Consider the following 19183-nt stretch of genomic DNA (forward strand, 5'->3'; position numbering starts at 1 on the left):
TTAACCGACTAACTGAGATGCATTTGGAGACGCCGAAGGATCGAGCAAATACACACTAAACCCCACAACCCCCTTAGCATGATGCTTAGCCTGCGAAGCCATCTCTGCAAGCTGGCTGGCATCAAGCGTTGCGCAAGCCTCAGGTCGCAGATGCACTACCCCAATCGATAACGACAACAACGCAAACTCCTGCCGCACACCCTGTCGGTTTGGTGCTACAAAACAACCGGCTTCCAAATGCTCAGGCCGGTAGAACCGGCGGCATTGGTTTTGGAAGTCGTCGAGCAGTTGATTTAGGCGTTTGCGCCAGTCTTCGGGGCCGAGGACGAGGAGGAAGTCGTCGCCGCCGATGTGGCCGACGAAGTCGCGGGTGGGGTCGATGCGTTCGTTGAGGCATTGGGCGAGGCAGAGCAGGACTTCGTCGCCACGGCCGTAGCCGTAGATGTCGTTGAAGGGTTTGAAGCTGTCGATGTCGACGTAGCAGATGATTGACTCGCGGGCCTGTTGCAGCAGGCGGGTGAGGCATTGCTGGATCGGTACGTTGCCCGGCAGCAGGGTGAGGGGATTGGCGTAGCGCGCCTGCTGGATTTTCAGTTCGGTGATCAGTTTGAGCACGTCGATGACCCTGCCGAGCCCCAGGTAGCTGCCGTTGAGGGTGATGATGAAATCTTCTTCGATGCGCTGGCGGGCGCGGCTGGTGATCAGGCGGCTGACTTGCTGGAGTGACTGGCTGATTTCCACGGCGAGGAAATCATCGTTCATCAGGCGGCTGATCGGTTTGCGCGCGAACAGATCGGTGGCAAACGGTTTGAGCAGTGCGTCCGACAGCGAGTGGCGATGGACGATGCCGCAGGGCTGGCCTTGTTCGTCGAGCACCGCCAGCGAATTAAGGTTGGCCTGGCGGCGAAAGGCCTCCAGCACGGTGGCGGTAGGTGTTTCACGGTGCACGGCGGGTTGGTCGTTGAGCAGTGCGCTGAGGTCACTGCCTTCGTCGTTCAGCGCGACGGCGCTGCTGTCGTGTTTGGGCATCATCGCGCGAGCGTCGCGGGGTGGATGTTCCTGAGGGCGGCCGAGCAGGTAACCCTGGACCAGATCGACGCCCATTTCAGTCAGTACCGCGAGTTCTTCCGGTAGCTCGATGCCCTCGGCAATGACTTGCGCGCGCGAGGCTTTGGCGATTTGCAGAATCGAGCCGACAAACTCTCGTTTCAACGCATCCTGATGAATGCCATCGATGAAGTGCCGATCGATCTTTACGTAATCCGGACGCAATTCCGACCACAGGCGCAGGCTCGAATACCCCGCGCCCAGATCGTCGAGCGCAATGGAAAAACCCATCGCCCGGTAGTGATGCAGGGCGGTTTGCAGCAACTGGAAGTCATCGATCGGGGTCTGCTCGGTGAGCTCGATGACCACTTGGCTCGGCGCAATGCCCAAGTCCTGCAGCAGTTGCAACGTACGCCCGGGTTGGTGCGCGGCTTCGAGCAAGGATTCTGGAGACACGTTAAGGAACAGCTTGCCCGGCAGTTGCTGCTCATTGAACCGGCGGCAGGCGCTTTGCCGGCAGGCGATCTCCAGTTCGCTCAATCGGCCAGCCTGTCGCGCCACGGCGAACAGGGCAATCGGCGAGTGAAGAGGGCTGTTGGACGGGCCACGGGTCAGGGCTTCGTAACCGAGAATGCGGCGTTCGGAAAGACAGATGATCGGCTGGAACAAGCTGTGTAAACCGCTTTGAGTCAGGATCGAGCTCAAGGCGCTCAGCTGTTCGGTCGTGGTCATGGCAGTCTCTGGCGATAAAAAGGACCGGGAGCGCTTGCTCCCGGTCGCTTTATTGCACGACAGAATGATGACTGTTTGATGACGATCCGGGGATCGTCAGCACTAAATTGCCATCACTTACTTCTTGGCCACCTGATTGCTCAGTTTCAGGTAATCCAGCAGCACGCGCCCGGTTTCGCTCAGGTAGGCATCGTCTTCTGGTTTGACCTTGTCCGGCTCGGCAGCGGCCAGTGCGTCTTCGTCTTCTTTCTTCAGCTCTTTGAGCGGTTCTTCGCCTTTGGCCTTGCGACGGATGTTCTCCATCGCCAGCTGCTTGGCGTCGATGTCGGCGTGCTGGGCACGACGATCGGCTTCGTTGAGGCTGACGGTTTTTTCTTCCATCAGTTTCTGCGCCAGGGCCAGCTTGTCGCGGATGAACACGAACTCGGCATCCTTGTTGGTGCGCGCGTCATGTTCGGACTTCAACTGGGCGAGGAACGGCTTGAACGGATCGGCCGCCGGTTTGATCGCCGCGCGGATGGTGTCCCACGGCATGGCTTCCGGCAGGGCGCTTTCGCCGATTTCCTTGGTGTCGATCAGCGACGGGTAGTCGATGTCCGGCAGCACGCCCTGATGCTGGGTGCTCTGACCGGAGACGCGGTAGAACTTGGCCAGGGTCAGTTTCAGTTCGCCATGGTTCAGCGGTTGAATGGTCTGCACGGTGCCTTTGCCGAAGGTCTGGCCACCGATGATCAGAGCGCGGTGGTAGTCCTGCATGGCGCCGGCGAAGATTTCCGAAGCCGAGGCGGACAGGCGGTTGACCAGCAGCGCCATCGGGCCTTTGTAGAACGCGCCCGGGTTTTCATCCTCAAGCACGTCGACACGGCCATCGGCATTACGCACCAGCACGGTCGGGCCCTTATCGATGAACAGGCTGGTCAGCTCGGTGGCTTCCTGCAAAGAGCCGCCGCCATTATTGCGCAGGTCGATGACCACGCCGTCGACTTTGTCCTTCTGCAGCTCGGTCAGCAGCTTCTTGACGTCGCGGGTGGTGCTCTTGTAATCCGGATCGCCGGCACGGAAGGCCTTGAAGTCGAGGTAGAAGGCCGGGATCTCGATCACGCCGAGTTTGTAGTCCTTGCCGTCCTGTTTCAGGCTGAGAATCGACTTTTTCACGGCCTGGTCTTCGAGCTTCACCGCTTCACGGGTGATCGGCACGATCTTGGTGGTCTGGTCGTTCGGCGCATTGCTCGCCGGAATGACTTCCAGACGCACCACGGTGCCTTTCGGACCGCGAATCAGTTTGACCACTTCGTCCAGACGCCAGCCGACCACGTCGACCATTTCCTTGTTGCCTTGGGCAACGCCGATGATCTTGTCGGCCGGGGCGACTTGCTTGGTCTTGTCAGCCGGGCCTGCTGGCACCAGACGCACGACTTTCACTTGATCGTTGTCGCTCTGCAACACGGCGCCGATACCTTCGAGGGACAGGCTCATGTTGATGTCGAAGTTTTCCGCGTTATCTGGCGACAGATAATTGGTGTGCAGGTCGTAGGACATGGCAAAGGTGTTGATGTACGCCTGGAAGATATCCTCGGCACGGGTCTGGTCCAGACGTGCCAACTGATTCTTGTAGCGCTTGGTCAGTGTTTCCTGGATCTGCTTCGGCTCTTTGCCGGCGATCTTCTGGCGCAGTACTTCGTCCTTGACGCGTTTGCGCCACAGGTCGTCGAGTTCTGCGGTGGACTTGAGCCAAGGCGCGTCCTTGCGGTCGATCAGCAAGGTCTCCTTGGTGTTGAAGTCCATCTTGTCCACGCCTTTGTTCAGCTCGGCGAGGGCGAAGTCCAGACGCGCTTTGACGCGGTCCAGATAGCGCTTGTAGATGGTGAACCCGGCGTTGAGGTCGCCGCTCTTGAGGAAGTCGTCGAACTGCGTCTTCCACTTGTCGAATTCGGCGATGTCGCTGGCCATGAAATAGCTGCGCGACGGGTCGAGCAGCTTGATGTAGCTGTCGTAGATGATCACCGAGCGCGCATCGTCGAGCGGCGGCTTGCTGTAGTGGTGACGCTTGAGCAACTCGACGACGTTCAGACTGGCGATGACTTCATCGCGATCAGGCTGCAACTTGTCCCAGCTGTTGGCTGCGAATGTGGTGCCCGACACCGGCAACAGACCGATACCGATGAAAAGAGCGAGGGCGGTGCTGGGGAGCAGATGCTTCATGCTGATTCGACGCGGGGACAATTGATAACGCATATTAGGCCGTCTTTGAAGTCGCCGGTTCTTTGAGAGCCGGTCGCATAATGCAAAAAGCCCGGCGCTACAGCTTCGGGCTCAGTCCAGACTCACTATGGAGGCAGTGTGAAGGCATTGCAAGGCGTTGAAGGTCAAGTGGCATGGCTTGAAGAGCCGAGTCCTACATGTGATGTAGGACAAGTACGCATCCGTGTAGCGGCCGCGGGCCTCAATCGCGCCGATTTATTACAGAAGGCAGGGCTTTATCCGCCGCCGCCAGGCGCCAGCCCAGTGCTCGGTCTTGAGTGTTCCGGCGTGATCAGCGAGGTCGGCGCGGGCTCGTCCTGGCAAGTCGGCGATCGGGTTTGCGCCCTGCTGGCCGGGGGCGGCATGGCTGAAGAGGTGGTCGTCGACGGACGGCACGTGCTGCCGGTGCCGGAGGGCGTTTCGCTGATCGAGGCGGCGGCATTGCCCGAGGTGTACGCCACCGTCTGGCTGAATGTGTTTCAACTTGCAGCGCTGAAACCCGGTGAGAAAATTCTCCTGCACGCCGGCGCAAGTGGAATCGGTTCAGCCGCCATTCAGCTGTGTAAAGCCTTCGGTAACCCGTGCTGGGTCAGCGTCGGTTCCGCCGAGCGCCTGGCTTACTGCGAAGCGCTGGGTGCCCAGGGCGGCGTGGTGCGTACCGATGATCTGGAGAGCCTGCGCGACTTCGGGCCGTTCGATGTGATCCTCGATCCGGTGGGTGGCGATTATTCGGCGCTCAATCTCAGGCTGATGGCGCTGGACGGCCGTTGGGTGTTGATCGGTTTGATGGGCGGGCGCGAGGCGAAGCTGGATCTGGCGCAGGTGCTCGGCAAGCGCGTGCAGTTGCTCGGTTCGACTTTGCGCAGCCGCAGTGATCAGTTCAAAGCGGATCTGCTGAGTGACTTGGGCCAGCATGTGTGGCCACTGTTTGCCGAGGGCCGCTTGCGTCCGCAACTGGCCAAAGCGTTTGCAGTGAAGGATGCTGAAGCGGCATTTGCCGAACTGGCGAGCAATACGGTGGCGGGGAAGTTGGTGTTGGTGATTGACGACAGTCTTAGCTGACACAACAGGTTCCTGTAGGAGTGAGCATGCTCGCGATGGCGGCGTGTCAGCCAATATCAATGTTGACTGGAGCACCGCCATCGCGAGCAGGCTCACTCCTACTTAAATCTTCGTCATTTCCAGAGATGGATCGGCCAGCCGGCCTTTTCGGCGTGCTCAAGCAGCACCGGATCCGGATTGACCACGTGCGGGAAGTCCACCTTAAGCAACAGCGGCAGATCGTTACGCGAATCGGAATAAAAACTCGCGCCTTCGAGGTTTTCTTCTTCGGCATCCAGCCATTCCAGCAAGCGGGTGATCTTGCCTTCGCGGTAAGTCAAGGTTCCGACGGTGTTGCCGCTGTACACGCCATGGGCGACTTCCAGTTCGATGGCCAATATCTCGTCGATGCCCAGACGATCGGCGATCGGGCGAACCAGGTGCGCGCCGGATGCCGAAATCACCAGAATCCGGTCGCCGGCCTTGCGGTGGGCGGCGATGGTTTTGGTCGCGTCGCTGAAGATGATCGGCTCAATGAAATCTTCCACCCACGGGCCAACCAAGTGCTCGATTTCCTCAGGGTGCGGCCTATCAATGGTTCGAGACTGAAGGCCATATAGTCTTCCATCGCCAGATGTCCGCGGCCGTAGGCATCCATCAGTTCCTTGTCGCGCTGCATGAACGACTCGCCATCGACCCAGCCAAGGCGGACCATCTGCTCACTCCATAGCGAGGAGCAGTCGCCGTGGATCAACGTTTCGTCCAGATCAAAAATTGCCAAAGCCATCGGGTTCTCTCCGAGAACAGCTGCAAGCTACGAGCTAATAGCTGCAAGAATTAAAATCAGGTGCACCGCAGTCTACAACCTGAAGCTTGTAGCTCGAAGCTTGCAGCTGCTTTTAAGCTACTTCGCACAAGGCCGTTGGATCGATGGAAAGTGCCAGGCGCTGTCCGTCGGGATGCAGATCGGCGGCGGAGCGGTTGAGCACATCGACCACCAGTTCCACGCCGCGTGCTTCGACGCGATAGCGAATGACGTTGCCGAGCAGGCTGTGGCTGCGGATCTGCGCGTCGAGTTCGCCGTCAAGGCTCAGTTCGATGGCTTCCGGGCGGATGGCGATGCGGTGGTTGATCGGTCGTTGCAACAGCTTCGACGCAGCCTCGGCGTCGAGCAGGTTGTAGTTGCCGATGAAGCCGGCGGCGAATACATCGACCGGCGCGGTGTAGAGGGTTTCGGCATCGCCACTCTGGACGATCTTTCCCTGATTCATCAGGAAAATCCGGTCCGACATGGTCAGCGCTTCTTCCTGATCGTGGGTGACGAAGATCGTGGTCAGGCCGAGCTCGCGCTGGATCTGACGGATCTGTTCGCGCAAGTGCTTGCGAATCCGAGCATCGAGCGCCGACAGCGGCTCATCCAGCAGCAACAAGCGCGGGCGGGTTACCAGCGAACGGGCGAGGGCGACGCGTTGGCACTGACCACCGGACAGTTGATGCGGATAGCGGCTGGCGAAGTCGTGCAGTTCGACCAGTTTCAACACTTCAGAGACGCGCTTGTGGCTGTCATCGGCGTTGACCTTTTGCATGCGCAGGCCGAAGGCGACGTTCTGTTCGACGGTCATGTTGGGGAATAGCGCGTAGCTTTGAAAGACCATACCGATGCCACGTTTCTGTGGGCTCAACGGCACGAGGTCGACACCGTCGAGGAGGATCTTGCCGCCATCCACCGGGGTCAGCCCGGCGATGCAGCGCAGCAAAGTCGACTTGCCGCACCCGGACGGGCCGAGCAGGGTGACGAACTCGCCTTTGTTGATTTCGCAATCGATGTCGCTGAACACCGTGGTGCCGGCGTAACTTTTCTGCAGGTGTTGGACGCTGACGTAGCTCATTCGCTTTTGTCCTTGTTCAAGATGTTGGCGATCCAGGTCAGGACCAGCACGAAAAAGAAATACGAAATGACCAGCGCACTGGTGAAGTGGCCGCTGCTGTTGCGCATGTTGTTCAGGTACACCTGCAGGGTTTCGTAGCGCGTGCCGACGAGGATGTTGGCGAACACAAACTCACCGAACAGGAACGAGAACGACAGCAGCAGCGCCACCATCAGGCCCTTGCGCAGATTCGGCAGTACCACCAGAAATGCCGCTTGAAACGTGCTGGCGCCAAGCAGCTGCGCGGCGTCCATCAGGTCGCGCAGGTTGATCGCTTGCAGGTTGTTGGTGATCGCCCGGTACATGAACGGCAGCGCCACGGTTGAAGTAGCAGCCGATCAGAATCCACGGCGTACCGACCATCGCCATCGGCCCGGAACCGTAGAGCTGCAACAGCCCCACCGAGGACACCACCGGCGGTACCGCGAAGGGCAGCAGGATGAGGATGTTCATCAGCGCATCGAGCTTTGGAAAGTAGTAATGCACGACAAACAGCAACGGCAGGATCAGCACCACCGACAGCACCAGCGCGCCAACACAGACGATCAGCGACTGGCCGAAGGCGTGGAGAAAACGCGGATCGCTCCACAGCTCTATGTACCACTTAAAGGTGAAGCCGCTGGGCAGAATCGTCGCCGACCAGCTGCTGGCGATCGAATAGACCAGCGTGCCCAGCAGCGGCAACAGCAGAATGGCGAACAGCAGATAAACCACGACGCGGTGGTAGAGGCCGGCCGGGCCGGATTCAGCGCGAGACATGGTAGCTCCTCTTCAACAGCAATTGATGCACGACGGTGACAATGGTCATCAGCGCCACGAGCACCACGGCCAGGGCGCTGGCCAGGTTCGGATCAAGGGAGATGTCGCCGGAGACCATCGCCGCAATACGGATCGGCAGAACATTGAAATTCCCGGTGGTCAGGGCGTAAACCGTGGCGTAGGCACCGAGGGCGTTGGCCAGCAGGATCACGAACGTGCCGAGCAACGCCGGTGTTAATACCGGCAGGCCAATGTGCCGCCAGAACTGCCAGCCGTTGGCGCCGAGCAGTGCGGCGGACTCGCGCCAGTCTTCACGCAGAGCGTCGAAAGCCGGGTAGAGCAGCAACACGCCGAGCGGGATCTGGAAGTAGGTGTAGAGGATGATCAGGCCGGTTTTCGAATACAGGTTGAAGTCCTGAATGATCCCCGACTGCTTGAGCATGATGGTGATGCTGCCGTTGAAACCGAGCAGGATGATGAAGGCGAATGCCAGCGGCACGCCGGCGAAGTTGCTGGTCATGTTGGCGAAGGCATTCACGAAGTTGCGTAGCTTCGAATCAACTCGACGCAACGAGTAAGCGCCAAGCACGGCGATGATGATGCCGAATACGCTCGACCAGAAACTGATCTCCAGGCTGTACTGGATTGCCTGCCGATAGAACTTGGAACCGAAGATCTTGCTGAAGTTGGCCAGGCCCCAGCCGGATTCTTCCGATTGCAGGCTGTTGATCATCACCCACACCAGCGGGGCGATTTCGAAGACGATAAAGAACAGCGTGAACGGCACCAGACACAGCGCCGCGAGCCATTTGCCGCGGGTCATGGAATTCACTTGAGCAGCTCCCGGCACACAGGTTTATCGTGGGGCACGCCGAGCAGTTCGCAGATTGTGCCGCAGAGTTCGGTCTGCTTCGGTGTGGCGTCAGGATTAAGGCTGAACGCATTGCCGAGAACGAACAGCGGCACCTGACGTTCTCCCGCCAGCAGGCCGTTGTGCGAGCGATCGTTGTTCATGCCGTGGTCGGCGGTCACCAATACCTGATAACCGGCGTCGAGCCAGCTCTGCAAATAGTCGGCGAGGATGACGTCCGCCGAGCGCGCGCTGTTGCGGTACTGCGAGCTGTCAAGGCCGTGCTTGTGCCCGGCATCATCGATGTTCATCGGGTGGATCAGGAGGAAATCCGGCGCGTGGCGCAGGCGCAGGCTTTCAGCGTCGGCGAACAGGTGCGAGTCCGGGTAATGATCGTTCCAATAGAAGTGGCCGTGCTGGATCGGCAATGACGGATCGTCGGTGTGGCGGTCGCGCGCCGCCACGAACGGTGAGCGGTTGTACAACTCGCTGACCCAGTGATACGCCGCAGCGGCGGTTTTCAGTCCGGCATCGCGGGCGTAATGATAGATGCTGCGCTGGCTGGACAAGCGCGAGACATTGTTGTGGACGATGCCGCTGTCGATCGGCGGCACGCCGGTGAGAATGCATTCGTAAAGCGGTCGGGACAGGGCCGGCAATTCGCACTCCAGCTGATAGAGCGCCGCGCGTCCTGCGCCAACATAAGCCTGCAGATGCCCCATGGCGTGACACGCAACCTCGTAGTTGAGGCCGTCGAGTACGACAAGGATGACGTTGTGCTTCATAGGGGCAAGAACTCCGCGAAATTCAGATATTCCGAAATCAACTCAATCCCTTGTGGGAGCGAGCTTGCTCGCGAAGGCGTCAGATCAGCCAACATCAATGTTGAATGAATAACCGCATTCGCGAGCAAGCTCGCTCCCACAGGGATCTTTGTCGGATCAAGCAGTGGGTCAAGCCATCACTTCATTTCTACGATGACTTCTTCGTTCCACTGCTGTGGCAGGGCTTTGGAGGTCTTTTCCCATGCGTCGGCGTCCTTGACCGGCGTGACGCCCTTGTACTGCTCGTTGGGCAGCAGCTTGGCTTTTACGTCTTCCGGCAGTTGCAGGTGTTCGGCGCGGATCGGCCGGGCGTTGCCTCGGGCGAGGTTGGTCTGGCCGGCGTCGCTGAAGATGTATTCGCGGGTCAGCTTGGCGGCGTTGGGGTTTTTGCGTACTTGTTGATGATCGTGGTGTAGCCGGAAATCACCGAGCCGTCGGATGGAATCAGCACTACGTAATCATCCGGGTTGGCCATCTTGGCTTTGTAGCTCAGGCCATTGAAGTCCCAGACCACGCCGACTTCGATCTCGCCTTTTTCCATGGTGGCGATCGTTGGGTTGGCCATCGACAGACGACCCTGTTTGGCGAGGTCGGCGAACAACAGCAGGGCAGGCTTGATGTTTTTCTCGTCACCACCGTTGGCCAGTGCGGCAGCGAGGACACCGTTGGCGGCCTGGGCAGCAGTGCTCACGTCGCCGATGGAGACTTTGTATTTGCCGGTTTTCAGGTCAGCCCATTTGGTCGGCACGTCGGAGCCGTTCAGCAGCTTCTTGTTGACGATGAAGGCGATGGTGCCGGTGTAGGCCAGTGCCCAGTTGCCGTCCTTGTCCTTGGCCCAGTCCGGAATCTGATCCCAAGTGCTTGGCTTGTAGGGTTGCACCACGCCTTGCTTGACCGCGATCGGGCCGAAGGCAGCACCGACGTCGCCGATGTCAGCGGTGGCATTGTCTTTTTCAGCGGCGAACTTGGCGATTTCCTGGGCCGAGCTCATGTCGGTGTCGATGTGCTTCAAGCCATAATTCGCAGCCAGGTCATCCCAGGTGCCTTTCCAGTTGGCCCAGTTGTCCGGCATGCCGACGCTGTTGACGGCGCCTTCCGCCTTCGCAGCGGCTTCGAGGGTTTTCAGATCGGTGTCGGCCGCCATGGCGGCGCTGCACATAGCAATGGTCGAGCCTAACAGTGTTGCCAGGAAAAGCTGTTTCATTCCGAAGCTCCTTGGTCGTGTTCAACGCTGCGATTGCGGTTGGTGTTGGTCTAGGTCAGCAATACCTGAGCCAATTTAGGTCGGCTGGATGACATTTTGATGTCGATGGCCTCTTGGCTGATCTTTTATCAACCATTGTCAGGAAGGTGCCAGATCAGCGTAGACCAAACCCAAAGGCCCGTAGGGCAGGGGACTTGGCCGATGTATTGCAAGCCGTGAAAGCGACCGTTCGGTAGTTTTGTCATCTGTCGGTCATCTGCACTGCCTAGGCTTGCAACATACGAAGGCGCTTTGATCGGCGTTCGGATTTGCCCCGAAACAGTGCTGGTCTAGTCCAGATAGGTAACGTTGATGCGCGATGAGGCAACGAAAGCGGTGACAGCGATTGGCCAGGTGCTGCAGGAGCAAATCGATCATGGCTTGCTGGCGGCCGGGAGCAAGTTGCCCGCTGAACGCAAGCTCAGCGAGTTATTCGGGACGACGCGGATCACTGTGCGTGAAGCGCTGTTGCAGCTTGAGGCGCAGGGGCAGATTTATCGCGAGGAGCGGCGGGGCTGGTTCGTGTCGCCGCCGCGTTTGGCTTATAACCTGATGCAGCGCAGTCACTTTCACGCGATGGTCAGTGCGCAGGGGCGTGAGCCGTCGACGGAGGTTATTTCGGCGCGGTTGCAGCCGGCTTCGGCGGCAGTGTGTGCGTGGTTGCAGTTGCCGGCGTTGTCGAGCGTGATTCAGATCTGTCGCTCGCGGCGCATTGATGGGCGGCTGGTGTTGTACGTGGAGCACTATCTGAATCCGCAGTTTTTTCCGGGGATCCTCGAGTTCGATTTGAATCAGTCGATCACCGAGCTGTATGCGCGGCATTACGATTTGCACTATGGGCGGGTGCGGTTCGAGATGGTGCCGACGGCGTTGTCGGTGGATGCAGCGGCGGCGTTACGGGTGTCGGTGGGGAGCCCGGGGTTGCGGATTGCGCGGGTCAATTATGATCAGCATGGGCGGTTGATTGATTGTGATCTGGAGTTTTGGCGGCATGATGCGATTCACGTTGGGGTTGATGTGGTTTGACCTTGGCGGCCTTCGCTGCACCTGCACTCGCTGTGTACGACTGCGTCGTACGGTACTCGAGCTTGCGCTCATTGTGTGTAGGAGCTGCCGAAGGCTCGGGCCGCGATCGGACGATGTTTTGATTTTGCTGTTCTGTGGGAGCGAGCCTGCTCGCGAAAGCGCCCCACAGTCACCCTCTCTACTTGCCCACCGCCGCATTCCCATACAAATAATCCGTCGCCAACGACGCTAATGTCCTCACTCCAACCACCAACGCCGATTCATCCACAAAGAACCCCGGATTGTGATTCGGCGCAGCCTTGCTCATGTCCTGATCCCGCGGGGTCACCCCGAGAAACACAAACAATCCCGGCGCCTCTTTGGCAAAGAACGAGAAATCTTCCGCCCCACCCACCAGCGGTCCCTGCACCACGTCATCCTTGGCCGCCCACTTCAACGTCGGCAGCATTTTCTCAGTCAATGCCGGGTTGTTAATCGTCGGGTCGTATTTTTCGATGATGGTGACATCAGCTTTGGCGCCGCCGCTTTCGGCGATTTTCTCGATGGTCTGGCGTACATCGCTGTGCAGTTTCTGGCGGATGCCGTAGTCGTAGGAACGGATGGTGCCGGTCATGTCGACGGATTCGGGGATGATGTTGTAGCGGGTTCCGCCGTTGATGGTGCCGATGCTGACCACTGACGGGTAAGAGGAAATGTCGGTGCGGCGGCTGACCACGGTTTGCAGGCCGACGATGGTTTGTGCGCCGACGGTGATCGGATCGATGCCGTCCCAAGGGCGGCCGGCATGGGTTTGTTTGCCGTGGATCTTGATGCGCAGGTCGTCGGAGCTGGCCAGGGTCGGGCCGGGGCGGTAGGCGATCTGGCCGGCGGGGACGCCGGCCCAGACGTGCAGGCCGAACACCGCGTCGGGTTTCGGCGCTTTCATCACGCCTTCTTCGACCATCATCTTCGCGCCCCAGGTATTTTTGCCATCGGGAATGAAATCGCTCGGGCCTTCTTCGGCGGGCTGGAAGTAGAACACTACAGTGCCGGGCAAGGTGTCGCGCATCCCTGTCAGAATTTTCGCAGCGCTGAGCAGGATCGCGGTGTGGGCGTCGTGGCCGCAGGCGTGCATGACGTCGACTTCCTTGTCGAGATACGTGCCTTTGGCTTTCGAGGCGAATGGCAGGTCGGAGACTTCCTTGACCGGCAGCGCGTCCATGTCGGCGCGCAGGGCCACGGTCGGGCCGGGCAGGGCGCCTTTGAGAATGGCGACAACGCCGGTGCGTGCGACGCCGGTTTTCACTTCCAGGCCCATGGCTTGCAGCTGTTTGGCGACCAGTTCAGCGGTGCGTTTTTCAGTGTTGCCAAGTTCTGGATGAGCGTGCAGGTCGCGGCGGGTTTCCAGCAGCTCCGGCTCGAGCTTCTGCGCCTGCTCGGCGATCTGCGTGCGGGCGCTGTCCATCGTCGCGGCGCTGGCGTGGCTGGCGACCAGGGTGAGCAAAAGGGTCTGGGCAATGCGCGTCAGTTGCATGGGCTTCTCCTTGATTATTGTTGTTGGCTTCCTTGCCTGTGACTGCAACCGTGCGCCTGAGTGCTATTCCTTCGGCTGACCGCCACCGGCAGTAATCACCTGCACACTCATCCGCGGCGTCGCCAGATCCAGCCCCGCCTCATCCAGTTGCCGCTTCAACGCCAAGTTGAACGCCCGGGAAACCTCCCACTGCTTGATCGGCGCAGTCTTGAACCGTGCGCGCAAAATCGCGCTGCCGGACTCGAAACTTTCCACACCCTGAATCTCCAGCGGCGACCAGATGTTGCGGCGTTGCAGCGGATCGCTGCGCATCTTCTGGCCGACGTCGCGCATCAGTTTGATCGCATCGTCGATTTCCATGTTGTACGGCACGGCGACGCGGAAGATGGCGTAGCCGAATTCCCGCGAGTAGTTCTTGATGCTTTTGATTTCGCTGAACGGGATGGTGTGGACGATGCCGTCGATGTCACGCAGGCGCACGGTGCGGATGGTCAGGCCTTCGACGGTGCCGAGGTGGCCGCCGACGTCGACGTAATCGTCAATGGCCAGCGAGTCTTCGATGATGATGAAGAGGCCGGTGATCAGGTCAGCGACCAGCGATTGCGCGCCGAAGCCGATGGCCAGACCGATCACACCGGCACCGGCCAGCAGTGGCGTGACGTTCATGCCCATGTTCGCCAGCGCGACGATCAGCGCGATGATGAAAATCGCCACGAACAGCACGTTGCGGATCAGCGGCATCATCGTCTGCGCGCGGGCGTTGGCCAAACCCTTGCGCGAGCGGGTGAGGGCGTGGTGCACGGCGGTATCGGCGAGAATCCAGATCAGCCAGGAGAAAATCAGCGTGCCGATCAGGCTGAACAGTTTGACGCTGATGTCATGGCCATCACCTTCGGCAAATGCGATCAGCGAATGGCCCCACACGCGCAGGCCCAGTTCGATGAAGATCAGCCACACCAGCAAATGCGTCAGGGTGTAGAAGAAGTTTTTCAGGCGCTCCGAGTACAGCGCATGGCGTTTCGGCCCGCGTTGCGGTTTCAGCGAATGGCGGCGCACCAGGCCGTTGATGACCATGCACAACACCAGCAGCACCGTGCAGATCAGCGACTGCCGCAGCGCGGTACTAGTATCGCCGGCAGAGACAAATGTGGCGAACAGCGAGATGCCGACCAGCACCAGTGCCGGCACGTACCAGAACGTGCCGAGGATCTCGATGGTGTCGCTGAGGGCGCGGCGGGTCAGGCGGCGTGACAGCGGTTGGTTGCGGATCAGGTGCGCGATCGGTCGGCGGAATCGCAGAATGAACAGGCCGGTCGACAATGCCGCGAGGACATTGGCGGTGGTTGCGGCGGTGTGCGCCAGATGCACGCCGAGGCTTTCGACCAGGCGTGGATCGCTCAACGCTTCACCAAACGCGGCAAAGCTGCCGATCAGCCACAGCGGCCGAAACGCCTGGTGACGCAGGATGTACAACGCGCGATGGCGGTGCGGGCCGTCGAGCAGGAGAAGGCGATCACGCAGATCGCCGAAAAACAGGTGCCGACCACCAAGGCATAGGCCAGCACCATCGCCAGGCTTTTGCCCAGCGACGACGGCAGCGCGTAGCTCATGTACACCGTCATCACCAATGCGATCAGCCACGGCCCGAGCTTGCGCAGGGCAAAGCGCAGCATGTCGAGGGCCTTGGGGTGTTGCGGCAGTTCTTCGGTGAGGCCAAAGCGCATGCGCACGCGGTGGCCAAGCCAGATCAGCGCGGCGGCGAGCAGGCTCCAGACCATCAGAATCACGGCGAAGCCGAAGATGATCGGCAGCCATTCGTTGGCCGGGAGCAGCTTGCTGGTGAGTTCGTCCTTGGCCAGATCGAATTCGTTGGACCAGCGAGTGATCGGGCTGTCGGCGCCGGAAAACTGTTTTTCGAAGTTGGCGAGGGTGCCGCCGATCAGGCCCAGCACGCCTTCTTCCGGGGTGGCCTGCGCTTTTTCGTGGCGTCGCGCAGCTTCTTCAGATCACTGAGCAGCTGCGCGCGTTGCTTGTCGTTTTCCAGCGACTTGATCACTTCGTCCAGCGACTGGCCGAGGGGTTCCACGGCTTCAGGCTGCGGTTTGGAAGTGTTGAGCAGGCCGGGCAGACCGACTGCCTGGGCGGGCGCCAGCGGCAGCAGCGTCATCAGGCAGACTAGCAGCAGACCGGGCAAAGCAAAAAGACGAGCAAACACCAGGGGACGACCTCGGGATAGGCGGATGCGCTGGAGTGTACGAGGCCCTCTGGCGCAATGCGAGCCGGGGGCGGTCATTCGTTGAGTTTGGCGAGGATCTTGTAGACCACCGTGGCGAGGATCATCAGCATGCCGATCCACATGGCCAACACCCCGGCGTTCTTGTCACGGAAGTTGAAGCCGATGGCGAGCAGGATCATCCCGCTGAGGATGGGAATGAGCATGGCATGGAAGGACGACATCGAGATCATGAAGACTGCCTTGTCTGTGGGGATGCTTGCAGTCTAGGCGGGTTTTCGAGGCAGGGTGTGATGTGGCTCAGGAATGCATCTGGCCAGAGAGGATTCTGCTTGCTGCACAGGCGCTTTCGTGAGCAGGCTCGCTCCCACAGGTTGATTGGCATTCCAAGGGCAGATGGCTCGCTCCCACATTTGAAATGCAGTTCAACTGCGGGAGCGAGCCTGCTCGCGAAGCTTTTCAGCCTTTATGGCAATTCACGACTGGCATAAAACGCGCTGAGCACTTTGACCAGATGCGCCAGGTCATGGCTGCCGCACAGTTCGCGAATCGAGTGCATGGCAAAGGTCGGCAGGCCAATGTCGACGGTGCGCACACCCAGATGGCTGGCGGTGATCGGGCCAATGGTCGAACCGCAGCCCATGTCGCTGCGCACCACGAAGCTTTGCACCGGGACTTCTTCGGCCATGCACAGATGGCGGAAGAAGCCGGCGGTTTCGCTGTTGGTGGCGTAGCGCTGGTTGCTGTTGACCTTGATTACCGGGCCAGCGTTGAGTTTTGGACCGTGGTTGGCATCGTGCTTGTCCGCGTAGTTGGGATGCACGCCGTGGGCGTTATCGGCCGACACGAGCAGGGATTTCTGAATGGTGCGGACGAACTCGTCACCTTCCGGCAGTAGGCGCCGCAGGGTCTGTTCTAGCATCGGTCCGTCGGCACCGCATGCCGAGCAGGAGCCGACTTCTTCGTGGTCATTACAGACCAGCACGCAGGTTTCGTCGGTCTCGGCGGTGAGCAACGCTTGCAGGCCGGCGTAGCACGACAGCAGGTTATCCAGCCGCGCACCGGCAATGAAATCACCGTTCAAACCGATCACCGCAGCGCTTTGCGTATCGTAGAAGCTCAGCTCGTAATCCAGCACCACGTCGGCATTCAAGCCGTGCTCGCGGGCCAGTTGATCGGTGAGCACGGCGCGGAAATCGACGCGCTCGTCGCCGGCGAACTGGGCGAGGATCGGCGGCAGTTCGGTCTGCGCATTGATCGCCCAGCCCTGATTGGCTTCACGGTTGAGGTGAATGGCCAGGTTGGGAATGATCGCGATCGGTGCCTTGAAGTCGATCAACTGGCTCTCGACCTTGCCGTCACGGCGGAAGGTCACGCGGCCGGCCAGCGACAGATCGCGGTCGAACCACGGCGCCAGCAGCGCGCCGCCGTAGACTTCGACGCCCAGTTGCCAGAAGCCCTGACGCTGCAGTTCCGGTTGTGGCTTGACCCGCAGGCATGGGCTGTCGGTATGGGCGCCGACCAGGCGGATACCGTCGTGCAGGGGAGAGTTGCGGCCCATTTTGATCGCGACGATCGAGGAGTCGTTGCGGGTGACGTAATAGCGGCCGTTGGCCTCGGTGGACCATGGCTCACGCTCGTCGAGGCGCACATAACCGGCGGCCTCCAGACGCTGAACGAGGCTGGCGGTGGCGTGGAACGGGGTAGGGGAGGCCTTGAGGAAATCGATCAGGCCCTGGTTCAACTCTGCGCGCATAAGAAACTCCAGACAGCAATGGACGGGAGTTTAACGTATTGGCCGAACAATTGAATCCGAACGGATCCCCTGTGGGAGCGAGCCTGCTCGCGAAGGCGATTGATCAGTCAACATCGATGCTGAATGTGAAACCGCTTTCGCGAGCAGGCTCGCTCCACATGGGGCCGGTGCTGGCTGTCAGAACGGGGCCGGGCACTCGAAGCGCAGGCGTTCGCCGGTTTGCGGATGAGTGAAGCTGAGCATGCTCGCGTGCAGGCACAGACGTGGCCAGGCTGCCAGCGCCTGTTCATGGGCATAGAGCCCGTCGCCGAGCAGCGGGTGGCCGATCGACAACATGTGCACGCGCAGTTGATGCGAGCGGCCGGTGATGGGCGTCAACTCAACCCGGCACCAATCGTCGCAACGTTCCAGCACCTTCCAGAAGGTCAGCGCATGCTTGCCGAATTCGTGATCGACCACATGCCGTGGTTTGGTCGGCGGATCGTAGCGAAGGGGCAGATCGATGCTGCCGCTGTCCAGTTCCGGCTGACCCCAGGCCAAAGCGGTGTAGGCCTTTTCGGTTTCGCGGTCATGAAACTGCCGCGACAGCTCACGATGGGTGTCGGCATCCCGGGCCAGCAGGATGATGCCGGAGGTTTCCCAGTCCAGACGATGGACGATGCGCGCTTCCGGGTAGCCGTTTTCCTGCAGGCGGGTGATCAGGCAGTCCTTGTTGTCGTCAGCGCGACCGGGCACCGAGAGCAGCAGGGTCGGTTTGTCGACCACCAGCACGGCGGCGTCCTGATGGATGATGCGGATGTTGGACAGCGGCATTAAAACAGCCTCGTAACAAATGCCAACGGCGGTTCAGGACCATTCCACCGGGGAATGGCCCTGAACCGCCGTCATACCTGCCGGATCGACTCAGCGATCGGGCAGGGTGATGTTGAGTTCCAGAATCGAGCAACTGCCCTGGCTTTCCAGTGCAACATGTACGTCATCGTTGCCGATGTTGACGTACTTGCGGATCACGTCGACCAGCTCCTTCTGCAAGGCTGGCAGGTAATCCGGCGTGCTGCGCTGGCCGCGCTCATGCGCCACGATGATCTGTAGACGCTCTTTCGCTACCGAGGCGGTACTTGGCTTTTTGTTGGCACGAAAGAAGTCAAAAGGTTCATTACCTACCTCCAAACAGGCGCTCGAAGAATCCCTTCTTCTCGACATCGAGGAATCGGTGGGCTTTTTCTTTGCCCAGCAGGCGGTCGACGGTATCGCTGTAAGCCTGACCGGCATCGCTCTGGTCGTCGAGAATCACCGGCACGCCCTGGTTGGAAGCCTTGAGCACCGCCTGGGATTCCGGGATGACGCCGAGCAGGGTGACCGAGAGGATTTCCTTGACGTCTTCAACGCCGAGCATCTCGCCCTTTTCAACACGCTCCGGGTGGTAGCGGGTGATCAGCAGGTGTTCCTTGATCGGGTCTTCGCCACGTTCGGCACGACGCGATTTGCTCGCCAGCAGGCCGAGCATGCGGTCCGAGTCACGTACCGAGGAGACTTCCGGGTTGGTCACGACGATCGCTTCGTCAGCGAAGTACATGGCCAGGTGCGCACCTTTCTCGATGCCCGCCGGGGAATCGCAGACGACGAACTCGAATTGTTCCTTGAGCTCCATCAGGACTTTTTCCACGCCTTCGACGGTCAGCGCGTCTTTGTCGCGGGTCTGGCTGGCCGCCAGTACGTAGAGGTTTTCCAGGCGCTTGTCTTTGATCAGTGCCTGTTGCAGGTTGGCTTCGCCGTTGACCACATTGACGAAGTCATACACCACGCGGCGCTCGCAACCCATGATCAGGTCAAGGTTACGCAAGCCCACGTCGAAGTCGACGATCACTGTTTTGTGGCCGCGCAGAGCGAGGCCGGTACCGATAGCGGCGCTGGTGGTGGTCTTACCCACACCACCCTTGCCGGATGTAACCACGAGAATCTTGGCCAAGGTGTTTCACCCCTAAGGAAG

Annotated in this window: 13 protein-coding genes and 4 pseudogenes; 2 read left to right on the top strand and 15 right to left on the bottom strand. The window is 60.0% G+C overall.

Going from position 1 to position 19183, the window contains the following annotated elements; all coding sequences use genetic code 11:
• Both LJU32_12935 and LJU32_12940 read right to left on the bottom strand, forming a co-directional pair.
• Positions 1-1779 (bottom strand): EAL and GGDEF domain-containing protein, encoded by a 1779-nt coding sequence (locus LJU32_12935; GenBank protein WKV90910.1) that lies wholly within the window; start codon positions 1777-1779, stop codon positions 1-3.
• A 117-nt stretch (positions 1780-1896) separates the two neighbouring features.
• Positions 1897-3981 (bottom strand): carboxy terminal-processing peptidase, encoded by a 2085-nt coding sequence (locus tag LJU32_12940; protein ID WKV90911.1) that lies wholly within the window; start codon positions 3979-3981, stop codon positions 1897-1899.
• 138 nt (positions 3982-4119) lie between these two features.
• Here LJU32_12940 and LJU32_12945 point away from each other — a divergent pair, with 138 nt between their 5' ends.
• On the top strand, positions 4120-5082 hold the full coding sequence (locus tag LJU32_12945) for a zinc-binding dehydrogenase (protein ID WKV90912.1): 963 nt from the start codon (positions 4120-4122) through the stop codon (positions 5080-5082).
• A gap of 113 nt (positions 5083-5195) precedes the next feature.
• Here the strand turns inward: LJU32_12945 and LJU32_12950 are convergent.
• From LJU32_12950 to LJU32_12975, 6 genes and pseudogenes are all read right to left on the bottom strand, one after another.
• Positions 5196-5848, bottom strand: a pseudogene (locus tag LJU32_12950) (HAD-IB family hydrolase).
• A gap of 112 nt (positions 5849-5960) precedes the next feature.
• Entirely contained in the window at positions 5961-6950 is a 990-nt protein-coding gene (locus LJU32_12955; protein WKV90913.1) for an ABC transporter ATP-binding protein, read from the bottom strand.
• Positions 6947-7748, bottom strand: a pseudogene (locus LJU32_12960) (ABC transporter permease). Before LJU32_12960 ends, LJU32_12955 begins: the two are co-directional and overlap by 4 nt.
• The gene (locus LJU32_12965) at positions 7735-8571 is read right to left on the bottom strand and encodes an ABC transporter permease subunit (protein WKV91091.1); all 837 of its coding nucleotides are present in this window, start codon (positions 8569-8571) and stop codon (positions 7735-7737) included. Before LJU32_12965 ends, LJU32_12960 begins: the two are co-directional and overlap by 14 nt.
• A 5-nt stretch (positions 8572-8576) precedes the next feature.
• The gene (locus tag LJU32_12970) at positions 8577-9383 is read right to left on the bottom strand and encodes an alkaline phosphatase family protein (protein ID WKV90914.1); all 807 of its coding nucleotides are present in this window, start codon (positions 9381-9383) and stop codon (positions 8577-8579) included.
• A gap of 176 nt (positions 9384-9559) precedes the next feature.
• Positions 9560-10626, bottom strand: a pseudogene (locus LJU32_12975) (ABC transporter substrate-binding protein).
• 351 nt (positions 10627-10977) lie between these two features.
• Between LJU32_12975 and phnR the strand changes: the two are divergent.
• A complete protein-coding gene (gene phnR, locus LJU32_12980; protein ID WKV90915.1) occupies positions 10978-11691 on the top strand; it encodes a phosphonate utilization transcriptional regulator PhnR in 714 nt (237 codons plus the stop codon).
• Positions 11692-11869: 178 nt separating this feature from the next.
• Here the strand turns inward: phnR and LJU32_12985 are convergent, their stop codons facing one another.
• From LJU32_12985 to minD, 7 genes and pseudogenes are all read right to left on the bottom strand, one after another.
• Entirely contained in the window at positions 11870-13204 is a 1335-nt protein-coding gene (locus LJU32_12985; protein WKV90916.1) for an amidohydrolase, read from the bottom strand.
• A gap of 63 nt (positions 13205-13267) precedes the next feature.
• Positions 13268-15419: pseudogene (locus tag LJU32_12990) on the bottom strand (mechanosensitive ion channel family protein).
• A gap of 74 nt (positions 15420-15493) precedes the next feature.
• Positions 15494-15670, bottom strand: coding sequence for a hypothetical protein (locus tag LJU32_12995; protein ID WKV90917.1), 177 nt, complete (start codon positions 15668-15670; stop codon positions 15494-15496).
• Between the two features lie 233 nt (positions 15671-15903).
• Complete coding sequence (locus LJU32_13000) at positions 15904-17193, bottom strand: M18 family aminopeptidase (GenBank protein WKV90918.1); 1290 nt, start codon at positions 17191-17193, stop codon at positions 15904-15906.
• Between the two features lie 177 nt (positions 17194-17370).
• Positions 17371-18006, bottom strand: a complete 636-nt coding sequence (locus LJU32_13005; protein WKV90919.1) for an RluA family pseudouridine synthase — start codon at positions 18004-18006, stop codon at positions 17371-17373.
• Positions 18007-18096: 90 nt separating this feature from the next.
• On the bottom strand, positions 18097-18363 hold the full coding sequence (gene minE, locus LJU32_13010) for a cell division topological specificity factor MinE (protein WKV90920.1): 267 nt from the start codon (positions 18361-18363) through the stop codon (positions 18097-18099).
• Positions 18350-19162 (bottom strand): septum site-determining protein MinD, encoded by an 813-nt coding sequence (gene minD / locus LJU32_13015; protein WKV90921.1) that lies wholly within the window; start codon positions 19160-19162, stop codon positions 18350-18352. Before minD ends, minE begins: the two co-directional genes overlap by 14 nt.
• Positions 19163-19183 lie beyond the last annotated feature (21 nt).

Origin of the sequence: Pseudomonas sp. B21_DOA, assembly GCA_030544685.1 — a bacterium.
GTDB classification, from domain to species: domain Bacteria; phylum Pseudomonadota; class Gammaproteobacteria; order Pseudomonadales; family Pseudomonadaceae; genus Aquipseudomonas; species Aquipseudomonas fluorescens_AO.

What these genes read in the sequence shown, in the direction of transcription:
- phnR (WKV90915.1), top strand. Translation starts at nt 10,978, where the DNA reads ATGCGCGATGAGGCAACGAAAGCGGTGACAGCGATTGGCCAGGTGCTG.
- LJU32_12970 (WKV90914.1), bottom strand. Translation starts at nt 9,383, where the DNA reads ATGAAGCACAACGTCATCCTTGTCGTACTCGACGGCCTCAACTACGAG.
- LJU32_13000 (WKV90918.1), bottom strand. Translation starts at nt 17,193, where the DNA reads ATGCGCGCAGAGTTGAACCAGGGCCTGATCGATTTCCTCAAGGCCTCC.
- LJU32_12935 (WKV90910.1), bottom strand. Translation starts at nt 1,779, where the DNA reads ATGACCACGACCGAACAGCTGAGCGCCTTGAGCTCGATCCTGACTCAA.
- LJU32_13005 (WKV90919.1), bottom strand. Translation starts at nt 18,006, where the DNA reads ATGCCGCTGTCCAACATCCGCATCATCCATCAGGACGCCGCCGTGCTG.
- LJU32_12940 (WKV90911.1), bottom strand. Translation starts at nt 3,981, where the DNA reads ATGAAGCATCTGCTCCCCAGCACCGCCCTCGCTCTTTTCATCGGTATC.
- LJU32_12955 (WKV90913.1), bottom strand. Translation starts at nt 6,950, where the DNA reads ATGAGCTACGTCAGCGTCCAACACCTGCAGAAAAGTTACGCCGGCACC.
- LJU32_12965 (WKV91091.1), bottom strand. Translation starts at nt 8,571, where the DNA reads ATGACCCGCGGCAAATGGCTCGCGGCGCTGTGTCTGGTGCCGTTCACG.
- LJU32_12985 (WKV90916.1), bottom strand. Translation starts at nt 13,204, where the DNA reads ATGCAACTGACGCGCATTGCCCAGACCCTTTTGCTCACCCTGGTCGCC.
- LJU32_12995 (WKV90917.1), bottom strand. Translation starts at nt 15,670, where the DNA reads ATGATCTCGATGTCGTCCTTCCATGCCATGCTCATTCCCATCCTCAGC.